Source organism: Akkermansia sp. UNK.MGS-1 (assembly GCF_000980515.1).
GTDB lineage: Bacteria > Verrucomicrobiota > Verrucomicrobiia > Verrucomicrobiales > Akkermansiaceae > Akkermansia > Akkermansia muciniphila.
Genome location: NZ_LBCB01000011.1, coordinates 180,352 through 199,621, shown reverse-complemented (window position 1 = coordinate 199,621; position 19,270 = coordinate 180,352). Strand labels below are relative to the sequence as shown.

At 52.9% G+C, this 19,270-nt stretch carries 20 protein-coding genes; 11 read left to right on the top strand and 9 right to left on the bottom strand.

Annotated elements, in window-relative coordinates:
- Window positions 1–189 precede the first annotated feature (189 nt).
- The 7 genes from WW58_RS07570 (at window position 190) to WW58_RS07545 (ending at window position 6,661) form a co-directional block, all read left to right on the top strand.
- Entirely contained in the window at window positions 190–1,209 is a 1,020-nt protein-coding gene (locus tag WW58_RS07570) for an SPFH domain-containing protein (protein ID WP_046436620.1), read from the top strand.
- A gap of 11 nt (window positions 1,210–1,220) precedes the next feature.
- Complete coding sequence (locus WW58_RS07565) at window positions 1,221–1,910, top strand: hypothetical protein (RefSeq protein WP_146023941.1); 690 nt, start codon at window positions 1,221–1,223, stop codon at window positions 1,908–1,910.
- Window positions 1,911–1,924: 14 nt separating this feature from the next.
- The gene (locus tag WW58_RS07560; RefSeq protein WP_148038604.1) at window positions 1,925–3,010 is read left to right on the top strand and encodes a hypothetical protein; all 1,086 of its coding nucleotides are present in this window, start codon (window positions 1,925–1,927) and stop codon (window positions 3,008–3,010) included.
- 321 nt (window positions 3,011–3,331) lie between these two features.
- A complete protein-coding gene (locus tag WW58_RS13825; protein ID WP_102758724.1) occupies window positions 3,332–3,769 on the top strand; it encodes a lysozyme inhibitor LprI family protein in 438 nt (145 codons plus the stop codon).
- Window positions 3,651–4,517, top strand: coding sequence for a hypothetical protein (locus WW58_RS07555; protein ID WP_046436614.1), 867 nt, complete (start codon window positions 3,651–3,653; stop codon window positions 4,515–4,517). Before WW58_RS13825 ends, WW58_RS07555 begins: the two co-directional genes overlap by 119 nt.
- Before the next feature lie 43 nt (window positions 4,518–4,560).
- On the top strand, window positions 4,561–5,085 hold the full coding sequence (locus WW58_RS07550) for a hypothetical protein (protein ID WP_046436612.1): 525 nt from the start codon (window positions 4,561–4,563) through the stop codon (window positions 5,083–5,085).
- Window positions 5,086–5,290: 205 nt separating this feature from the next.
- On the top strand, window positions 5,291–6,661 hold the full coding sequence (locus WW58_RS07545; RefSeq protein ID WP_046436610.1) for an ankyrin repeat domain-containing protein: 1,371 nt from the start codon (window positions 5,291–5,293) through the stop codon (window positions 6,659–6,661).
- Between the two features lie 72 nt (window positions 6,662–6,733).
- Here WW58_RS07545 and WW58_RS07540 read toward each other — a convergent pair whose 3' ends face one another.
- A complete protein-coding gene (locus tag WW58_RS07540) occupies window positions 6,734–7,033 on the bottom strand; it encodes a hypothetical protein (protein WP_022197618.1) in 300 nt (99 codons plus the stop codon).
- Between the two features lie 358 nt (window positions 7,034–7,391).
- On the opposite strand from WW58_RS07540, the gene WW58_RS07535 reads away from it, so the two are divergent.
- Entirely contained in the window at window positions 7,392–8,060 is a 669-nt protein-coding gene (locus WW58_RS07535) for an endonuclease/exonuclease/phosphatase family protein (RefSeq protein ID WP_233465537.1), read from the top strand.
- Between the two features lie 18 nt (window positions 8,061–8,078).
- On the opposite strand, the gene rsmI is transcribed toward WW58_RS07535, so the two are convergent.
- From rsmI to hisI, 4 genes are all read right to left on the bottom strand, one after another.
- The gene (gene rsmI, locus WW58_RS07530) at window positions 8,079–8,780 is read right to left on the bottom strand and encodes a 16S rRNA (cytidine(1402)-2'-O)-methyltransferase (protein WP_022197616.1); all 702 of its coding nucleotides are present in this window, start codon (window positions 8,778–8,780) and stop codon (window positions 8,079–8,081) included.
- Window positions 8,781–8,809: 29 nt separating this feature from the next.
- Window positions 8,810–9,325: an LPS assembly lipoprotein LptE gene (gene lptE / locus WW58_RS07525; protein ID WP_012419661.1), complete on the bottom strand. Its 516-nt coding sequence runs from the start codon at window positions 9,323–9,325 to the stop codon at window positions 8,810–8,812.
- Window positions 9,326–9,343: 18 nt separating this feature from the next.
- On the bottom strand, window positions 9,344–10,294 hold the full coding sequence (locus tag WW58_RS07520) for an outer membrane protein assembly factor BamD (RefSeq protein ID WP_046436608.1): 951 nt from the start codon (window positions 10,292–10,294) through the stop codon (window positions 9,344–9,346).
- Between the two features lie 63 nt (window positions 10,295–10,357).
- Complete coding sequence (hisI, locus tag WW58_RS07515; RefSeq protein WP_046436606.1) at window positions 10,358–10,849, bottom strand: phosphoribosyl-AMP cyclohydrolase; 492 nt, start codon at window positions 10,847–10,849, stop codon at window positions 10,358–10,360.
- 86 nt (window positions 10,850–10,935) lie between these two features.
- Here hisI and WW58_RS13295 point away from each other — a divergent pair, with 86 nt between their 5' ends.
- The gene (locus WW58_RS13295; protein WP_215833636.1) at window positions 10,936–11,904 is read left to right on the top strand and encodes a hypothetical protein; all 969 of its coding nucleotides are present in this window, start codon (window positions 10,936–10,938) and stop codon (window positions 11,902–11,904) included.
- Window positions 11,905–11,963: 59 nt separating this feature from the next.
- Here the strand turns inward: WW58_RS13295 and WW58_RS07505 are convergent, their stop codons facing one another.
- Together WW58_RS07505 and WW58_RS07500 are read right to left on the bottom strand one after the other, a co-directional pair.
- Complete coding sequence (locus WW58_RS07505) at window positions 11,964–12,482, bottom strand: DNA-deoxyinosine glycosylase (protein ID WP_046436604.1); 519 nt, start codon at window positions 12,480–12,482, stop codon at window positions 11,964–11,966.
- A gap of 12 nt (window positions 12,483–12,494) precedes the next feature.
- On the bottom strand, window positions 12,495–13,301 hold the full coding sequence (locus WW58_RS07500) for a hypothetical protein (protein WP_148038602.1): 807 nt from the start codon (window positions 13,299–13,301) through the stop codon (window positions 12,495–12,497).
- Window positions 13,302–13,558: 257 nt separating this feature from the next.
- On the opposite strand from WW58_RS07500, the gene carB reads away from it, so the two are divergent.
- Window positions 13,559–16,753 (top strand): carbamoyl-phosphate synthase large subunit, encoded by a 3,195-nt coding sequence (gene carB / locus WW58_RS07495; RefSeq protein WP_046436600.1) that lies wholly within the window; start codon window positions 13,559–13,561, stop codon window positions 16,751–16,753.
- Between the two features lie 141 nt (window positions 16,754–16,894).
- Here carB and WW58_RS07490 read toward each other — a convergent pair whose 3' ends face one another.
- Window positions 16,895–17,674 (bottom strand): PP2C family protein-serine/threonine phosphatase, encoded by a 780-nt coding sequence (locus tag WW58_RS07490; RefSeq protein ID WP_162610417.1) that lies wholly within the window; start codon window positions 17,672–17,674, stop codon window positions 16,895–16,897.
- 342 nt (window positions 17,675–18,016) lie between these two features.
- Here WW58_RS07490 and WW58_RS07485 point away from each other — a divergent pair, with 342 nt between their 5' ends.
- On the top strand, window positions 18,017–18,412 hold the full coding sequence (locus WW58_RS07485) for a hypothetical protein (RefSeq protein WP_046436598.1): 396 nt from the start codon (window positions 18,017–18,019) through the stop codon (window positions 18,410–18,412).
- Between the two features lie 50 nt (window positions 18,413–18,462).
- Here WW58_RS07485 and WW58_RS07480 read toward each other — a convergent pair whose 3' ends face one another.
- Complete coding sequence (locus tag WW58_RS07480; RefSeq protein WP_046436596.1) at window positions 18,463–19,212, bottom strand: class I SAM-dependent methyltransferase; 750 nt, start codon at window positions 19,210–19,212, stop codon at window positions 18,463–18,465.
- Window positions 19,213–19,270 lie beyond the last annotated feature (58 nt).

Sequence of the window (19,270 nt, the reverse complement as noted above, 5' to 3'; positions counted from 1 at the left end):
TCGTACTCCTGCCCCTAACCGCCGTCTCCTGCAAGAAAAGCAGTAGGGAACAATACATGGACATGCAAGAAGAGATGATCGAATTTATCCTACAATGCATTTTAATTATAAAAAATAATATCCAGCAATATGGGACTATTTAATAGAAATTCAAAAGAAACAAATTTTGCCGGAGGGAGCAAGAATGTCATGGAATCCATACAGCGAGATCATGATACAAACACTCTCATTTACCTTGATCCCCGTGAAGATTTCAACACAGAATCAATCATTACCGTGGCTCCTAACGAACAGGTTATTTTTATTAAAAATGGCGAATTGTTCGGAACACTGTCGTCCGGTCGTCATGAAATAAAAACAGAAAATTACCCGGTTTTCACTCGAATCAGAAACATGCTGACAGGCGGAATGAGTTCTTTTACTTGTCAGGCATATCACGTCAGCACTTCTGAACAAAATGTAAGTTGGGGCACATCTAGCGCCATTGAAATCCAAGATTTCTTCTTAGGGCGGGGCGAAATAGGAGTACCTACATTGATTCGAGGGGCAGGAGAATTCCGGGTTCGATTCAATATCCGTGAAGACGATAATGCTAGCATTCAAACATTTATGCGTCTAATGGGGGATAAAAGTATTTATACAGTAAATGACTTAAGCATGCTTTTCAGAGCTCAGATTTCTCAAGAAATCAGCGATGTTGTAGGAAGAACTCTGGAAAATATCTCAATGAATCGCTCTATCAATGCTATTTCAAGTCAATTGAAAAGTTTTTCAAAAGAATTGAAACCCTCCTTTGATGAATTGTTCCATGAATATGGTTTGGAACTAGTTAATTTTTCCTTCTATAATCTAACAATCGATGAAACAGAAGAACGGAAAAAATATATAGACAGGCGTGTTGCTGCAGCCAACGTGGCCGACGCTCGTTACAATCAAGCCGTTCAACAAGAACTTCTTAAAGATATTGCAGTCAATCCTGGAGCCGGTGGTCTCGCTGGAGCAGGGGCGGGGCTTGGCATTGGCTTAGCTGCAGGAAGCGCCTTTGCGTCAATGAGTTCTTCTACTTTTTCACAGCAACAAGTTCCTGTTACACCAGCACAGTCAGATCCTATGGAAGTATTAGGCAAACTAAAAAAACTACTTGATGCAGGTCTTATTACTCAAGAAAAATACGACGCTAAAGTGGATGAAATTATGAGTAATTTATAAAATCAACAACCATGAAAAAAACATTAATGAAAATCATCATACATTTGGTGTTTTTTGCTGTATTCAATATGATTTTCTTCTTTGAAGGAGTCGAACACACAAACGCATCTTGGTGCTCATATGGATTTGCAACTTTTGCATACCTCTGCCTATGTGCCACTCCGATATTTGCAAAAGGATCCTCCTCGGCAGTTCTAATAGGAAGTCTGTGGATTCAAAGTACAACATTTTTCTTTGTAGAACTTATTGCTGCTATTATTTGCATATTCATAAATCCGGAAAGCATGAAATGGCCGTTAATCATCCAAAGCATCTTGTTGGCACTTTTCATTGTTATACAGCTTATGACGGTACTTGCAAATGATTCAACTACTGCATCTTTGCAAAATCAAAAAAAATCTTCTTTTTTTAAACAAAATTTAATTAACAAGATCCAACAAAAAACACGCGAAATCAAAGATCCTGATATCAAAAAATTGTTAAATCGTTGCTTTGATGCATTAAACAACAGCCCTCTTCAAACCTATCCCGAGACACAAGATATAGATATTACTCTAAATAACACTATAGATAATCTTTGTGAAAAAATAATCGAAGGAAATAGGGAACAAATAGAAGCGCTTTCTAATCAAGTCATCTATACCATTCAAGAAAGAAATTTGATAATTAAAGTGGCAAGATTAAATAATTTCAAAAATTAACACAAAAAAACATCATGTCAGAAACACTAGAACTGCAACAGGTTATTTGCCCAAGCTGTAAACAAGTAATTACGTCATTTAGTCCATTTCAGGCAGAAGTTGAATGTCCTTATTGCCATAACAAAGCATTCAATCCTCTTATTACTGCTAAGAAAGTTCCTATTCCAGAACGTTTGATCATATTTCGAACATCCGAAAAAGATTTCGAAAAAGCAATGATTGATAACTTAGTAGATCATGATTATGTACCAACTGATATTTTCCAATGTATCAATCCCGGAAATGTCATTAAAGCATATCTTCCCATGTTCCTTTATGAAGGCACCTATCAGTCTTCATGGTCATGCGAAATGGCTATAGAAACTACAGAAGTCAGAGCCTCATTCTCAGGGAATAGTTTAAACAACGAAAAAGTAAAGAAATTTATTCCACAAACAGGAACATCTCAAGGTAATTTTGCTTTTCTCTGTTTAGCTTACGAGGGAAACGATATACCAAACGAATTGAAAGCATTTAGCCAACAATACAAATATAATGTGATGGCCTCCAAAGAGTATGATCCGGCTTTGCTTGGCTTGGAATCAGGGGAACGTCCTTTAACATTGGCATTGGACACTGAAACCGATTTGACTTGGAACAAGTATGGCGATGCTCTTGTAAACGATATCGCTACACAAAACGCTCAAAAACAGTTATCCGGAAATGAAATACAAAATTTCCGAGCAAGTAACAGCTATCACCTGAAGCATAATGGCCGTTACGTTCTGGCCCCGTTTTGGTTTGTATATTACACCTATAATAACACAAAACATTATTTCATCATGGATGGGCTGGGCGAAGGGACATCAATGACAACACCTATCGATCAAGAAGAAGTTAAGTTTGTCAAAGGAAGAAATCTAATTAAATCCATTTATAAATATTTATGGATTCCGACTTGGTTTGTATTCTGCTGGCTTGATTTAATTTACGCATTAATCTATCTTATGGTTTGGTTTATATCTAAGATCATACTTAATTATCTTATGGATAAACAAATAAAAGATCGTCTTAATGCTTCTCGAGAAGCACGTCGTTTAGCGGCACAAAATCTTGGATAAACTATAAAAACGTCGCTCAAACATACTAATTCTCGTTATCCCCTGATTGATAATTTTGTCAGTCGGAAACACTTTAAACCAATCATCCAATACATCCAAATTCACAGAAAATCGACTTCGACAAACTAAAATAATCCCAATCCCCATGACATTCCGATTCTGGCTGTGAATAAACTGTCATCATTCATGGTCATGGCATTTGCCTTGGCGGCGGTCAGTTTTTGGGCAGTCTGCGGCAGAGAAGAGGGGGAAGGCGGAAGGCGAGAGTCGGCGCTTTCCAGAGAATCAACGTAACCCCACCACGAACAACAGGCCAATCAAATCCGGGTAGAACTCTGGTTCTATTGGGAAAAACGGCTACAGCAAACATGCAGCCTTTTGCAGCAGCACTACGTAAGCCGACCGGAACTGGCAGAACCCTTAAAACAATCACAACAAGCATGGCTGACGACCAGAGACGCCACCATGCAAGCCTACAAACTATGCCTAAAACAAGGTAATCCGCAACAAACGGAAGACGGATGGTTCAACGCCCATATGAACCTCATCATTATTGAAATGACGAAAACGCGCTGCCTCATTCTAGACTCAACACCATCCAAAGCTGCGATCTTTAACTCATTATCTCCCTCCACACACCATGAACATATTTCTTATTTCTGTGTCAGCCATAAGCACAACCCTCTGCGGAACCGAAACATGCGCAACAGATACCAAAGCGCCCGAATCTATCGCCGGGGCGGCAATCAAGCTGAATGAGGCCATATACAGTCCGAGCGATATTACGATTGAACGATATGAACCCGACAAAAACACCGCCCGGTTGATTATGCGCTACTCCAAGCAGTTAATGCCCAGAATCTCGGAGGCGGCGTCACTCACCGGCGCGGCCACGACAGAAGGGGTCCATGAAGAAAAAGTTAAACCGGCCCTCGTCACCTTTACCGGGCAAAAAGGCCGTGTTTATTCGGGAACCGTATCGGGTTCCTTTTATTGCTCCTCTTTTTACAGAGGCAAGGAAGACGAGAAAATCACCATTCTGAAGAATGAAAAAATTGAGTTTATTTTTCCTGACAACGGTCGCCCTGTGGCGGGCGTCATCAACGGCCCGGAAAAGCTGGGAAAAGGGGCCATCATCCAAATCAGGACAGATAAGAGAAGTTTCACCTTTACAATAGGGAATGGGTGCGAGGTATCAAAATACTTCCTGAAATATCCGGATGAAAAAACAGCCGTCCTTGAGCTGGAACCGCCCAAGGACCCGGAGAATCCGAACGTCTCTTTCTGGATGTCCGGAGAGGATAACCTCAAAGAAGTGATGACGGCGGACAACCCCGCGCCATACATCGCATTCACCAAAAAATTGTCCGATAAAATTTATGAAGGCGCCTTCTTCGGTTATTTATACGGATACACGGAAGCTCCGTCATCAAGTGGCGGCCTGTTCCAGGATTACGTCATCAAATTCAAGGAGCAGCTGCTCAGCATAACCATCACTCTGCCGTAAATGCTCTCCTGGTATATACTGAACAACAATTTTCACGAACCATATGACGAAGAGACATCCCCTCTCTGCTCTGCTGGCCGTTTCTGTAGCTCTTGCATGCGTCTGCCCCGCCCTGGCTCAGGAAAGGGCGCAGGCGCCCCAATCCCTGAACGGCGCTTCCATCAGAATCAAAACAGCTGAGGAAAAGGAAATACTCTGTAAAGCGAAAGATTTGCACATCATCCTGTACGAACCGCAGGGAAGCAGCGCCCGGCTCATCTTCACCCATGCCGAGGAAGTGAACGGCACGTTCCAAAAGATCCGATACAAAAAGCTTTCCGGAGATGAAGCCTACGACGCGAAAGAACACAAGGGAACTCCGGCCCTCCTTACTTTTAACGCCGTCAAAGGCTCCGTTTACCATGTTTCCGTGGAAGGCGGCTTCTGGACCAGCAGCTCTTCCGACCAGGTTGAACCCATACAGAGCATGGAAATCATTTTCCCCACGAACGTATCCATTCATGGGGATGAAGAATGCATCGAAATCCTTCCCGAGACGGAAGAATTCGAAGAACCGCAACAGTCCTGAACCCATTTCCAACTCAGAATAATCTGAAAGCCCCGCACTGCGCCTTACCCCAAGAGCCATTTTAACCCATTACATTCCGATGATTCCCTCATTTTTCAGCAAGCCGTTATCCGCCCTCCTCCTTTTCCTGTTTTTGCTTACTCCCCAGTCTTTCGGCCGGAATGACAGAGACAGGAAAAGCCCAGAGGATCCATTCGCATCCTTATTGAGCGATACTGTCAAAGATTATTTCCGCAATAAAGAAGCATCGCAACTATCAAACAAGGGCGGCAAGACATCTTCCCTTTCCGCCAGCAAGCAGAACCAGAACCAGAAAAAACTGGAAAGACTGCTCGAAAAATCGGCCCGGGAGGCGGAAAGGCTGATTAAAAAATACAAGATTGACGTCAATCAGGAAGTATCGTTCGTCCCTTTTGGCAGTTCTCAGGCCATATCAACTTTTCCCACCGTCATTGCAGCAGAAACCGGCAATGTCCCCATGATGGAAATACTCATCAGGAACGGGGCAGACCTTAACCAGCGAATCAATCATAAGAAGCAGGCGCTCTGGTTTGACAGAGGGGCGTTCAATGCTTCCCACCCAAACTGTCTGGTCACCATCGCAGCAAAAACCGGCAATGTCCCCATGATGGAATTGCTCATCAACAACGGGGCAAGTCTCGACGTCAAAATGGAGAAGTCCTATGTGATGCCCAAGCACTATTCCGCCGTATTGGTTGCGGCGGCGGAATCCGGAAGCATTCCGATGGTCAAGCTGCTCCTGAAACATATACCGGATACCGACTACCAAAGATTAGGGGCTACATATATTGCCGCCCGGAATGGGGATCTGCCCATGCTCCGTTTCCTGAAAGAACAGGGCATCCCTTTTTATTCCGGCTGTTTGGAAGGAGTCAGCCATGAATGCAATGTTTCACAAGGCTGTCGCTCAAAACAGAAAAACGGCTGCATCCATTTGACTGTCATGAAGTATTTGCTGGAAAACGGCTGTGATATTAAAAAGGACAGAGCGGGATCTTTGGCCTGGGCCTGTTCGAAAGGCAATGAAGCCATGGTCCGCCTTCTGCTGGAACATGGCGCGGAATGCGACATCCACACAGCGGGCATTTGCCCCGCATCCGGCTCAGCCATTGTCAAAGCGGGAGCAGGAGGAACCGTCAATATCATTAAAATGCTCCTGGCCAAGGGCGCCAATATCCATGACACCAGAAAAGATGACGGCAAACACAATGCCCTTCATAACGCTTCTCTATATGGCAATGACTCCGTCATCCCATTCCTGATCCGGGCCGGCCTTGATGTCAATTCCCCCGATTCCGCAGGACGCACGCCATTAATGCTGGCCGCCCAAAGAGGAGAACTGAATGCTGTCAAAACATTGCTTGCGGAGGGGGCTGACGCCGCCATCACGGACCATAAAGGGAAAACAGCGGCAGACCATGCCCGGGAATCGTCAAACTATGCCGGAAGTACACAGAAGGGAAAGAACGGCAAGGAGTACTTTCTCCTGGACGGAAGCTACATCAATAAGACAGGCGCCGAAGAAATCTATCGGCTTTTGAGCAAAACCCGCTGATTTCCCTGATGGGTCTTGAATTGGCAGACCGTGTTTATAACAAGATCCCGGAGACCAAAGCCTCGCCCTGAATCAGGCTCCTTCCCCGCCCGCCGATGATTTCAAGGCCATCAGCTTGGGGAGGGCCGTGTATTCACGGCCTTTTTTCATCAGGCCGCCGGCGCTCACCAGATTCTGGAGTTTCTCGTAAATCCTCAGCCTCAGGATTTCCTCTCCGCCCAGGGACATGTGCTTTGCCTTCATCACGACAACGGTACGCTGAAAAATGTCATTGAATTCCAGCATGCCCGCTTCATGAAGAATGAGAATAAGCTCATCAGTCACCAAATCCGGTGTCTTGCGCGAGGAACGTGATCTCCTATCCTCCAGCATGATGATAGGATATTATCATGACACACTTCCAGCCGTCAAGTTGATAAAATTTGCGTCATTTTCTGCCGGCATACGACTCAAAAAGCTTCAAAGGTGAAGGAGCCGACAGCGAATGAGGCCTGCTCCGGAAACCGGAAATGAGTTGCCGCCCTTTCTCTCCGGAGGACTTACTTATCCGGAAGAAGAAAAGATTCTCTGCAAGAAAAGGGAACAGGGAACACGTATTACCTGCAGCCCGGACAGCAATACGAAGCTTTTTACAGAGATGAAAGGAAATAAACGGTTCATTTTCAGGTTATGTGCAGCCGCAGCGCTTTTTCTGAACCTTTTTCCCCTGCAGGCCGGAGAATGCACGCTGATGAGCTATAACGTAAAGAACGGCACCGGCATGGACGGCAGGAGGGATTATGACCGCACGGCTCGGGTAATCGCGGAGGAAAAACCGGATGTCGTGGCCCTTCAGGAGCTGGACCAGGGGACAATCAGGAGCGGCGGCAGGGATACCCTGCAGGAATTGGCCGCAAGGACAACGTTGACGGGTACCTATGCCAAGGCCATTGATTATTCAGGCGGTTCCTATGGAGTAGGCATTTTATCCAGGGAAAAGCCTTTGAGCGTCAGACGGATTCCTTTGCCCGGCAGGGAGGAGGCCCGTGTGCTGTTGATGGCCGAGTTCAGGGATTACTGGTTTTGCGTCACGCATTTGTCCCTGACCAGGGAAGACAGCAGCGCTTCCATTGATATGATTGCCGCCCTGGCCGCAAAATGCAGCAAGCCTTTTTTTATTGCAGGGGATTTCAATTTAACGCCGGATTCGGAGCCGATAACCCGGATGAAGAAATATTTCATCCTGCTGAGCGATCCGGCCCAAAAAACGTTTCCCGCCGGGCATCCGAAGGAATGCATTGATTACATCTGGATGTACAGGGGAAAAAAGACGGAGGCGTTCCATGTGAAGGAACGCAGGGTAATTGAAGCTCCCGCCGCCTCCGACCACCGCCCGGTTAAAGTGACGGTCAGCTATTGACATGATGTTTCCGGCCCGTCAACGGGTAGCCCGCGGGGCATTGACGCCGCCCACCAGCAGCACGATTTCCCCCTTGGGAGGGCGTTCCGCAAATTCCGCCGCCAGCCGGGAGGCCGGACCGCGATGGTAAGTTTCAAAGGTTTTTGTCAGTTCCCTGGCTACGCAGACGGGAATATCCGGATCCAGCGCCGCCAGAGCCTGCACGGTTTTGACGATGCGATGGGGGGATTCATAAAAAATACTGGTATGGGAAGCTTCCACTGCCGTTTGGAGCACAGCGTTTTTTTTCCCGGATTTGACGGGCAGAAAACCGCCGAAGAAGAATGCGTCCGTAGGCAGCCCGGACCCCACCAATGCCGTCACCACGGCAGATGGCCCGGGAAGGACGGTGAAGCTTACTCCCTTTTCCTTGAGGGTCTGGATGAGACGATAGCCCGGATCGCTCACGCCAGGCATGCCCGCATCACTGATCACGGCAAAGCTTTCTCCGCCCGCCGCGCGCGCCGCAATTTCCCCGGCGCGCGGCTGTTCATTATGGTCATGCATGCTTATCAGCGGTTTGCGGATTTCATAATGGGAAAGCAGAAGACCGGAATGGCGGGTGTCCTCACACGCAATGACATCCACCTTGCGCAGCACGTCCAGCGCCCGCAGGGTGATGTCCGCCCGGTTGCCGATAGGCACCGGAACAAAATAAACGCTGTATTCCACTTTCTCCATAAGCACAAATTTTCCTGAACCGGGCGGGATTAGCCATTGGTAAGGGTTTCCGCAATGGAAGTAGCCACCAGACGGGCCGCATAGGAAAGGGCATTCGTGCGGGCCGACTGTATGTTGCCCTGGTCAAAGAATTGACCTACTTCCTCCGCAGAGCCGGCATACAGGATTTCCTGCGTCCTGGCGTCCACCACACGGTATTTGACAGACAGGCGCAATCCAAGTTCCGTACTTTTGTAGGTGTCTTCCCGGCTGGAACGCAACTGGTCGAAGGTGATGGAGTACACTTCCCCCTCCACCCGGATATCCGCATCCGCGCCGGAGCTTAACCGGTAGGTGCCGTCCCGCTGCAGCTCATCCGCCAAGGCGCCGGTCACCAGCGTGGCGGCGCGGGGCTCCAAAGAGTTGTTGGCAAAGAGGCATACCTTGACGGTCTGGGCCAGTTCCAGCTTGGGCGGCTTGGTGCCGCCAAGCTGGTAGCCGCAAGAACCGGCCAGGAGGCAAAAAACGGGCAGGAAGAGTTTGAAAACGTTCCGGATACGATTCATGAGGACGGAGAGTTCCTGTTATCTGCTGGTCACGCGCAGTTCTTTCAGGCGGGCCTTCGCCCTGGCGGCGGCGGCGGGATTGATGCTGCCTTTGGAGGCTACTTCCTGGTAGCAGAAGACGGCGGCATCCGCATCTTTCATCTTGGTCAGGTAGTATTCCGCCACTTCCAGCTGCTGGGCCACCAGCTCACGCTTCATGGCCGCCAGATCGGCACGGGCGGCTCCCGCACGGGCGCTGTTGGGATAACGCTGAAGGTAGTCTTCATACGCTTCCTGAGCGCGGGCCACATTGACGTGGTTGCGGTCTCCGTCCGTAGCAGCCTGGCGATACAGGGTGGCTATCTGGAGCTGGGCCGTGGGGGCCAACGGAGAATTGGGGTAATTGTCCACCAGGTTCTGGTATGCCTCTATGGCCTCCTTCATCCGGCCGCGCGCGGCCAGGTAATTGCCCAGCACGTTCATGGCCTGCGGGGCGGTAGGGGCATACGGGGCGTTGTCGCGCACATGCTTCAGCCATTCCGTGACGTTCGTGGGATCCATCCTGACGTCAAACATCCACAGCACGCGGTTGGTCAACGCGCCGCTCGCAGCGCCGAAGGCCATTTCCTTCTGCCGGGCCATGGCCTGCCTGTACAGGGGGCTGTCCGGGTGGCGGTCAATGAGTTTCTGGTACTGGTCAAACGCATCCGCAGGTTCCTTGCGGGCCTCATAGAGTTCTGCCATTCTGAACCGGGCCTGGGGAGCTTCCCTGGAAAGGGGGTGCTTTTCCACCACGCGCCTGTATTTTTTAATGGCCCCGGAGAGATCATTCTTCGCTTCCTTTGCCCTGGCTTCCTGCATCAGGGCAATCGCCTGCTGATCCACCATACGGACGGTTCCGGGGGGAGGAGGCGCCTCCGAAGAGCATTGGCACAGAGCCAGCGCCCCGGAAACGGCAGCCATCATGAGAAACAGTTTTTTCACATTCATGATTTTACAGCAGAAAAAGAAGGCGCGTCAATCCGGCGAACGCAGATTGACGCGCAAAAGGAGTTAATGGCCCTTGCCGTACACGGCTTCGGCATCAAAAACGACGCCTCCGTCCGCTTCACGCAGCGTGACGGGTGCCCCCTGGGGCTGGGCTTTCAGTTCATCTCCGAACGGAACGGAACGGTAAAAGCAGGAGTGGTGCCCGGTGTGGCAGGCGCCGGCGCCGCACTGGTCCACCAGCACAATCAGGGCATCCTGGTCACAGTCAACCAGGATTTGCTTCACTTTTTGCACATGGCCGCTGGTTGCGCCCTTATGCCAGATTTCCTGGCGGCTGCGGGAGTAGTAAACGGCTTCCCCCAGTTCCATGGTCATGCGCAGGGATTCCGCATTCATATAGGCCAGCATCAGCGGTTCATGGGTAATATGATCCATGGCGAGGGCCGGAATCAGGCCATTTTGGTCAAATTTGGGGGCGAATTCCACGCCTTTTTCCACATTCACCTTGCCGCGGTCGGCAAAGACAATCCGGGATGAGATGTCATTTTGTTCCATAACCGGCCCCCTTAGTACATGAAATATCCGACATATACCAATCTTTTCTGTTGCCCTGACGCAACGAAATGCTTTCATAGGAGCATATGGCATTTACGGCATCCCAAGCGTTCGACCTGCTGCGCACCGCCTTCTCCCGCAACCGGCTTCCTCATGCCCTGCTCATCGTGGGAGACGAGCACCAGGGAGCCTCCCGCCTGATCCTGCAATTGCTGGAGCTAATGAACGGCATCCGGGCAGACCACCTGGACAGTGTGAGGGACGAGTATTGCCGGCTGGTGCGCCCCAAGTCCAAGTCGCGCCGCATCCTGCGGGATGATATCCGCGCCGTGGAACCCTTTTTGCAACAGCGCGCGGCAGAGGGTAAATGGAAGATAGCCGTGTTCATGGATGCGGAGCGGATGAATGACGAGGCCGCCAACGCTTTCCTGAAAACCCTGGAGGAACCGCCCGGACAGTGCCTGCTCATTTTGTCCACCTCCCAGCCGGACCAGCTCCTTCAGACGATTATTTCCCGCTGCGTGCGCGTCAATCTGCTGCAATCCGGGGAATTCAGGCTCACCCCCATTCAGGAGGCCCTGCTCCCGCACTGGCTGGAGACCTGCCGCAATCTGAATAATGACCTAGCAGCACTGGCCTTCCGCAGCAGGTTCATGGAAGTCATGGCGGAAGCCAAGGCCGCCATCACCAAAAACCTGAACCAGGCTCTGAAAGATGAAGCCAGGGAAGCGGCCCAGGGTACGGACGCCTCCGACTGGGAGGCCCGCAATAAGGACGCGAACGCCGCCCAGATAGAGACGGAATATCTGGAACAGCGCAATCAGGCCCTGGAATTGCTCATCAGCTGGTTCGGCCAGGCAGCCCTGATTGCCTCAGGAGCCCCGGAAGTCACTCCGATTCATCCGGAGGTGCGCACGCTGGCCGCCCAGATGCCCGTGAACGAATTGCTGAAGCGCATGGAGGCCCTCAGCAGGCTCCGTGATGATTTGAATTTCAATATTCACGAAGCCCTGGCCCTGGATGTCCACCTGCTGGCGGCCGTCGGGTCCTGCTGACCGAACAACCCCGCCTGTTACCGTCGGGCCGCGCACGGCATTGGAAAAGGCGCAGAAGGTCAGTATTCTTCCCTTTCCTTCCGGAGCAGGGGCGCCATGATTTCCTCATAGGCGTGGAATTTCTGCTCATACGTCAGCCGCGCCGCCGCCGGACTGGTGGAAGGCATTTGAATGACGGAAAGCGTTTCCCGAAGGAACAGTTCGGGAAAATACCGTTTAAGGTATTTATGGGAAGCGGTGCCGTTGCAGCAGACCACGCCGATGCCCGGGAAGCTATCCAGCAGGGCCGCAATGTCATTGGGCCGTTCCTGGGAGATGTGCTGGTCCAGGCTGCCGGGCCTGACGCCGGAGGCCACCACATCCCACAGCCCCACCCCGCCCCGGTTGAGCAGAGACAGGCGTTCCCCATATGGCAGGGAGGGGTCGAACCCCAGAAGGGACCCCATGATTTTCCAGAACGCGTTGCGGGGATGGGCGTAATACTGGGCCTGACGCAGGGATTCGTCTCCCGGCAGGGAACCGAGCACCAGCACGGAACAGTCCGGGGTGACGGAAGGAGGGAAGGAGCATTTTTTCACTACGGGAAACGGTCAGGGGTTCTGCATGCCGGAATGCCTGCGCACTTCCTTCATGCCCACTTCCTGCCGGAGCAGGGAGGACAGCCATGGGTGACTTCCCACGGAAGGGGCCAGGTTGAACCGTTCCGGCCTGGTGATGCGCGTGAAAATGACGCGCCTGATCCGGGATTTGGGCACCGTCCTGGCTCCGTAACCGTCCGGAATGTTGGAAGACCAGAACGTTACCTGGTCCCCTCCATCCTTCACCAGGACGGTCAGATGGCCGGATTCCCGGCGCCCGATGCGGTCCGTCCAGAAAATTTTCATGAAGTCGCCGGGGCGGGCCTTCCTCCAGTCCTCAAAGTTGATGCCGGCTCCCAGCCTGTGCACCAGGACGGCCAGGCCGGGGCCATTGGCGTTCGCCCATCCCCACGGCCCTTCCCCGTCATGCTGGCCGAAGCGGGGGATGAGGGCCAGCCACGCGCGTTCGGAAATAACGGGCCGCGGCTGTGCAGAGTCCCATATCTGCAGGGATTTCAAAAGGAGCAGGTAGCAGGCAGAGGAACAGAAGGAGGGCGTGGCGTTACGGAGAAGAAAAACGGGACGGCGCGTGCGGGGATCCCAGCGGCAGGCTTTCTCCGCAAGGGCCTGCATGGCTTCCCTGCTGGTTTCGTAGCCGCCGCCGTTCCGGAACTGGGAAAGTCCGGTCCGCAGGGCCTGGTACCAGGAAGCCACCTCCGAAGGCACGGCGCTCCCCCGCCCCGTGGAAGAAAGGTCCGCAGCCGATGCTGCGGAGCACAGCAATCCAAGACAGCAAATCAATGTCAGGGCGTTCCTCATCCTTGCTCCGCAGGGTATAATACGGACGGTGGAAAATATCAAGGGCGGATTGCGTGCGGCACTGTACGAAAAGGAAAGAAGGCCATAGCCTTTTCCCCGGAATTCCTGTTGTTTTGTCTGGACTTATCGCCCGACGTCCCGTACTGTGCGTCAGGTCACGCGCCGGGTATGCGGAGCGGAGAGGCAACGCACCTTGGGCGGACCTTGTTTCCGGCATTTATTTTTAACCACCACGGACCACATAGAGGCATCATACCATGGCAAAACGCGAAGATATCCGCAAAATCCTCATTATCGGCTCAGGCCCCATCATCATCGGCCAGGCCTGCGAGTTCGACTACTCCGGCACCCAGGCCTGCAAGGCCCTCCGCGCCGAAGGTTACGACGTCGTTCTGGTGAATTCCAACCCCGCCACCATCATGACGGATCCCGGCATGGCGGACCACACCTACATTGAGCCTCTGACTGTGGACCGCATCACGGCCGTGATTGAGAAGGAACGCCCGGATGCCCTGCTGCCCAACCTGGGCGGCCAGACGGCCCTGAACCTGGCTTCCAAGCTGCATGAAGAAGGCATCCTGAAACAGTACGGAGTGGAAGTCATCGGCGTGGATCTGGAAGCCATCGCCCGCGGCGAAGACCGCATCATTTTCAAGGAAACCATGGACAGGATCGGCGTGCCGGTCGCCAAGTCCGAACCCGTCTATTCCGTGGAGGAAGCTGAAAAGGTGGCCGCAGAACTGGGCTACCCCGTCGTGCTGCGCCCCGCCTACACCATGGGCGGTACGGGCGGCGGCATCGTTTACAACGTGGAGGAACTGCGCCAGGTAGTCCCCCGCGGCCTGGCCGCCTCCCTTATCAACCAGGTGCTGGTGGAAGAATGCGTGCTGGGATGGGAGGAACTGGAACTGGAAGTCGTCCGTGACGCCAAGGGACAGAAGATTACCGTCTGCTTTATTGAGAACGTGGATCCCATGGGCGTGCACACCGGGGACAGCTTCTGCGTGGCTCCCATGCTGACCGTTCCGCAGGAAGTGCAGGATAAGCTTCAGGATTATTCCTACCGCATTCTGGACGCCATCGGCGTCACGGGAGGCACAAACGTGCAGTTCGCCCACAACCGGGAGGACAACCGCATCATCGTTATTGAAATCAACCCCCGTACATCCCGTTCCTCCGCCCTGGCTTCCAAGGCCACCGGCTTCCCTATCGCCTCCGTCTCCACCAAGCTGGCTTCCGGCGTCACGATGGACGAACTTCCCTACTGGCGCAAAGGCTCCCTGGAAAAATACGAACCTTACGGAGACTATGTAGTCGTGAAGTTCGCACGCTGGGCCTTTGAAAAATTCCCCAAGGCGGCCGACAAACTGGGCACCCAGATGAAAGCCGTGGGCGAAGTAATGAGCATCGGGCAGAACTTCAAGGAAGCTTTTCAGAAAGCCGTGCGCTCTCTGGAAATCGGACGTGCCGGCCTGGGCCGCGTGAAAAAGCTGGAAGCCCTCTCCACCCCGGAATTGCGTGAAAAAATCACGTACGGCAACAGTGAACGCTTCTTCCAGATTTATGAACTCCTGCGCCGCGGCGCAGCCGTGGAGGAAATCGTGAAGCTGACCCGCATCACTCCGTATTTCATTGAACAGATGAAAGAACTGGCGGACTTTGACTTTTCCCTGGATGGGCAGGACTGGGATTCCCTTTCCGCGGAAACCCTGCGCCAGGCCAAGGAAATGGGCTTTTCCGACAAATACCTGGCCCAGATTTTCGGGGTGCCGGAAAAGGCCGTCCGCGCCCGCCGGCAGAAAGACGGCATCACGGCCACCTTCCGCATCGTGCCCGTCAGCGGCGTGGAACACGCGGAATACTACTACTCCACTTACAGTGGCGCGGCGGACGAAGTTCCCGTGAACGACAAGAAGAAAATCATGATTTTGGGCGGCGGTCCCAACCGCATCGGCCAAGGCATCGAATTCGACTATACCTGCGTGCATGCCGCCTTCACCCTGCGCGACCACGGGTATGAATCCATCATGGTGAACTGCAACCCGGAAACGGTTTCTACGGACTTTGACACGGCCAACAAGCTGTACTTTGAACCCGTGACCGTGGAAGACGTGCTGGCTATTTACGAAAAGGAAAAGCCGGAAGGTGTCATCGTCCAGTTCGGAGGCCAGACCCCGCTTAACATCGCCCAGGCCCTCAAGGACGCCGGCGTAAAAATCATGGGAACCCAACCGGAAGGCATCCGTCTGGCGGAAGACCGCGAATATTTCCGTGAACGCATGATCGCCCTGAATATCCGCCAGCCGGAAAGCGGCACGGCCCGTTCCCTGGAGGAGGCCGTGGAACTGGGGCGCCGCATCGGCTACCCGGTCATGGTGCGCCCCTCCTTTGTGCTGGGCGGCCGCGGCATGGAAGTCATTTACGATGAAGAAAACCTGAAGCGCTACGGCGTGGAGGCCATCCAGGTCAGCCCGGAATATCCCATGCTGATCGATCGTTTTCTGGACAATGCCATTGAGGCGGAAGTGGATGCTCTGGCCGACGGCACGGATACTTTTGTAGCCACGGTCATGGAACACATTGAACTGGCCGGCATCCATTCCGGCGACTCCGCCTGCGCCATCCCCCCCGTGACAATCGCTCCCAAGCACATCCGCACCATTGAGGAACATGCCGCAAAAATTGCCCAGGACTTCCAGGTAAAGGGCATTCTGAACGTGCAGTTCGCCATCTGCAACGATGAGGTTTACATCATTGAGGCCAATCCCCGCGCCTCCCGCACGGTGCCGATCGTCTCCAAGGTAACGGGCATCTCCCTGGCGCGCTACGCCACGGAAATCATGCTGGGCAAGAAACTCAAGGAGCTGGGCCTGAAGTCGCGCGCCTGCCGTTTCATCGGCGTGAAGGAAGCCGTCTTCCCCTTCAACATGTTCCCGGAAGTGGACCCCGTACTGGGGCCGGAAATGCGCGCCACGGGTGAAGTCATGGGCATTGCGGACAACTTTGGCATGGCCTACTACAAGGCCCAGGAAGCTGCGGGCTGCATTCTGCCTACCGCCGGCAAGGTGCTCGTCACGGTTTCCGACCGGGATAAGAAGTTCATCGAACCCATCGCCCGGGACCTGATTTCCCTGGGCTTTACGATTATCTCCACCGGCGGCACCGCAGAATACCTGCGCGGCCAGGGCGTGGAAACGGAAGTAGTCAACAAGCTGCATGAAGGCCGCCCGAACCTGGGCGACATGATCACCAACAAGCAGATCGACCTGATTATCAACACTCCGGTGGACCGCACCAGTATGATTGACGACTCCTTCATCCGCATGCAGTCCATCCAGAAGAAAATTCCGTACATGACTACCATCGCAGCCGCCAGGGCCACGGTGGAGGGCATCCGCTCCGCCCAGCACGTGAAGGTATCACCCCGTTCCCTCCAGGAATACCATTCCTGAACGGGAAATACCCCGGCTATTTTAATAAAACCCCGCATGCGTTTCAGGCATGCGGGGTTTTATTCATCGTCCGGCAGACGGAGGATGTGAATCTCAAAAATCGCCCGTCCGCAGATTACCTACTTGCCGCACTAATGCAGATCAAGCCCTTGCTATCTCTGCGCAAATCAATGTGGCATTATCCTGGTTGGGCGCGCCGTCGCGGTTAATGCCGTCCAGCACGGAACGCACCAGTTCCTCCGCGGAAAGCATGGACAAATACCGCATCCCTGCCGGCCCCAGGGAATCCAGATAAGGCCCCACTCCGTCACTGGCGACCAAAACACGGTCCCCCGGAAATAAGGGAAAGCATTCCTCCCGCAAATCCACCAAAGGAACTTCCTTCCCCATCAGGGCAGAAGTCAAGGAATGGCGGGCAGGATGGCTCAAAGCCTCCTCCCGGCTGATGATCCCTTCATCCGCCATGCGCTCCAATTCCGCGGAATACTGGTGCAGCTCATTAAGCAGAAACATTTTCTCTTCCCGGATAAGCAGCAGAAGGGAGTCCCCCACGCTGACCCACCTCAGCCCATCCGCCCCTATCCAGGCTGCTACCAGCGTCGTCCCCATCTCGTCATCCTCCCCTCTTTTCTTCCGGGCGGACCATACCTGTTCATTTGCGGCGGTCACTGCAGCTTTCATTCTCTCTCCGGGCAAACCGGATTTCTGCTCAAAAGCCCGCGAACAGCCTTCCACCGCCGCGCGGCTGGCCAACTCTCCGCCGGTATACCCACCCATGCCGTCCGCCAGCACCAGTACCAATGCGTCCTCTCCAGCCAGAATGGAGAAAGAATCCTGTTGGTTACTGCGGGCGCCCAGAATCTGGTCCCCATGCAATCCGGAAACCAGAAAAGGCTCTTGGGAAAAAGTCTGATGCATCATGGCAGTAAATAATCGTAACATGGATGGCCTGCCTTAATAAAGCAAGAATAGCGAGAGAAAATAGCCATGCCTGAAGCCGCGGAATGATTATTTCCAGAGGAATGGAAACGTCAGCCTGCATGGCTGGAAAAACGCGAAGGGAACGCCCCGGCAGAAAGAACCCATGCAAAACCGGAATGATAAGCGGAAAAACAGCCATTGAATGCCCCAACCCGCAAGCGCTCCCAGTATTCTCCGTAGTATTGAGCCAGGAAACACCTTCCGCCCAGGAAGAAGAAAGGATAGTTTTTACTGGCGGCAGGAAAAATAATTCTCCGCCATATTTTCCGATTTTTTTATTCCATGAGCCTTCATTCCGCCCCCTCCATCGTTTGGGAACTTTCCGGAGAGCCCTGTGAAACGCGGGATCAAGCCCTGTCCGGCATTAAAAATAACACGGAAGCTTTCATTATCTGCAGCCGTGGTGACGAATTCCTCCAGGCCATCTGCAATAGTCCGGATAATTACCATTACGAAATTTCGTTTGCCGGCGGAAAGGACAGGGAGCTTTACATGACGCCCAAAGACCTGGACTACTCCCGGCTCCATGACCTTTTTTCACGCTATGCGGCAGGGGAGGATCTTTCCCATCTCAAAAAGGAGTGGACTCTTGATGTCCACAAACCCGGCTATATTACCGCCATCGTTGTCGTTCTGGCAATCATTGCCGTCCTTGCCGTCATCATCTTCAGTTCCTGAACCGAAAGAGGCTTTTCCTTTTCCGGAGTCCATGCATGAACGCCGCATCCTCAGCACTTCCCCAGATACACCACAGTTTCATTCGGAACCGTAACGCGCCCCTCCGTTTCAAACCGGTCAAACAGCTTTTCCAGGGCGCCCAGCCAGGAGGACCGCTCTTCCCCGCCCTCCGTCAAGGCATAGGAGGTGGACATCATGCGGCGGAGATACTGCTCCCGCGTGTAGGACAAATCATTTGGAAAGCGGAATACCTGGAAACGGTGGTTGAAAAACGCTCCAATGCTGTCCGTCAACTTCTCCAGCCCTCCGCTGAATCCATAAAAACACGGACAGTAAAGACGGTGGATATTTCCTTCCTCCCGGACAACGGGGCTGTCTTCCACCCTGGAGTTCCAAATCAGGGCTACCTTGCCTCCTCCGAACAGAATACGGCGGCACTCCCTCTTGAACGCGGCGGCGTCAAACCAGTGGAATGACTGCGCCGCCGTCACCAGATCCACCGAAGCTCCGGGAAGCCCGGTCCGCTCCGCCGTTCCCGCCACGGAATGAAAACGGGGAAAAGCGGACAGCCTCTTCTCCGCTTCCTTCCGCATGTCATCATTGGGCTCCACGCCATACACGGTCCAGCCGCGCTCCAGCATGGCGCGGGAAAGAATGCCCGTTCCGGAACCTATATCCGCCAGACGGGGATTCTCCCGGCGGCTCTCCCGCGTCAGAAGCCCAACAACGGAGGCGGGATAATCGGGCCTGCCCTGGGCATAAGCCCGGGCTTTTCCAGTAAATCGGTCAGTATTATTCATTAGTTTTCAGGGTATGGTTTACTCCTTTTCTCCCGCTGTTCCAGCCTCAATGCCGTAC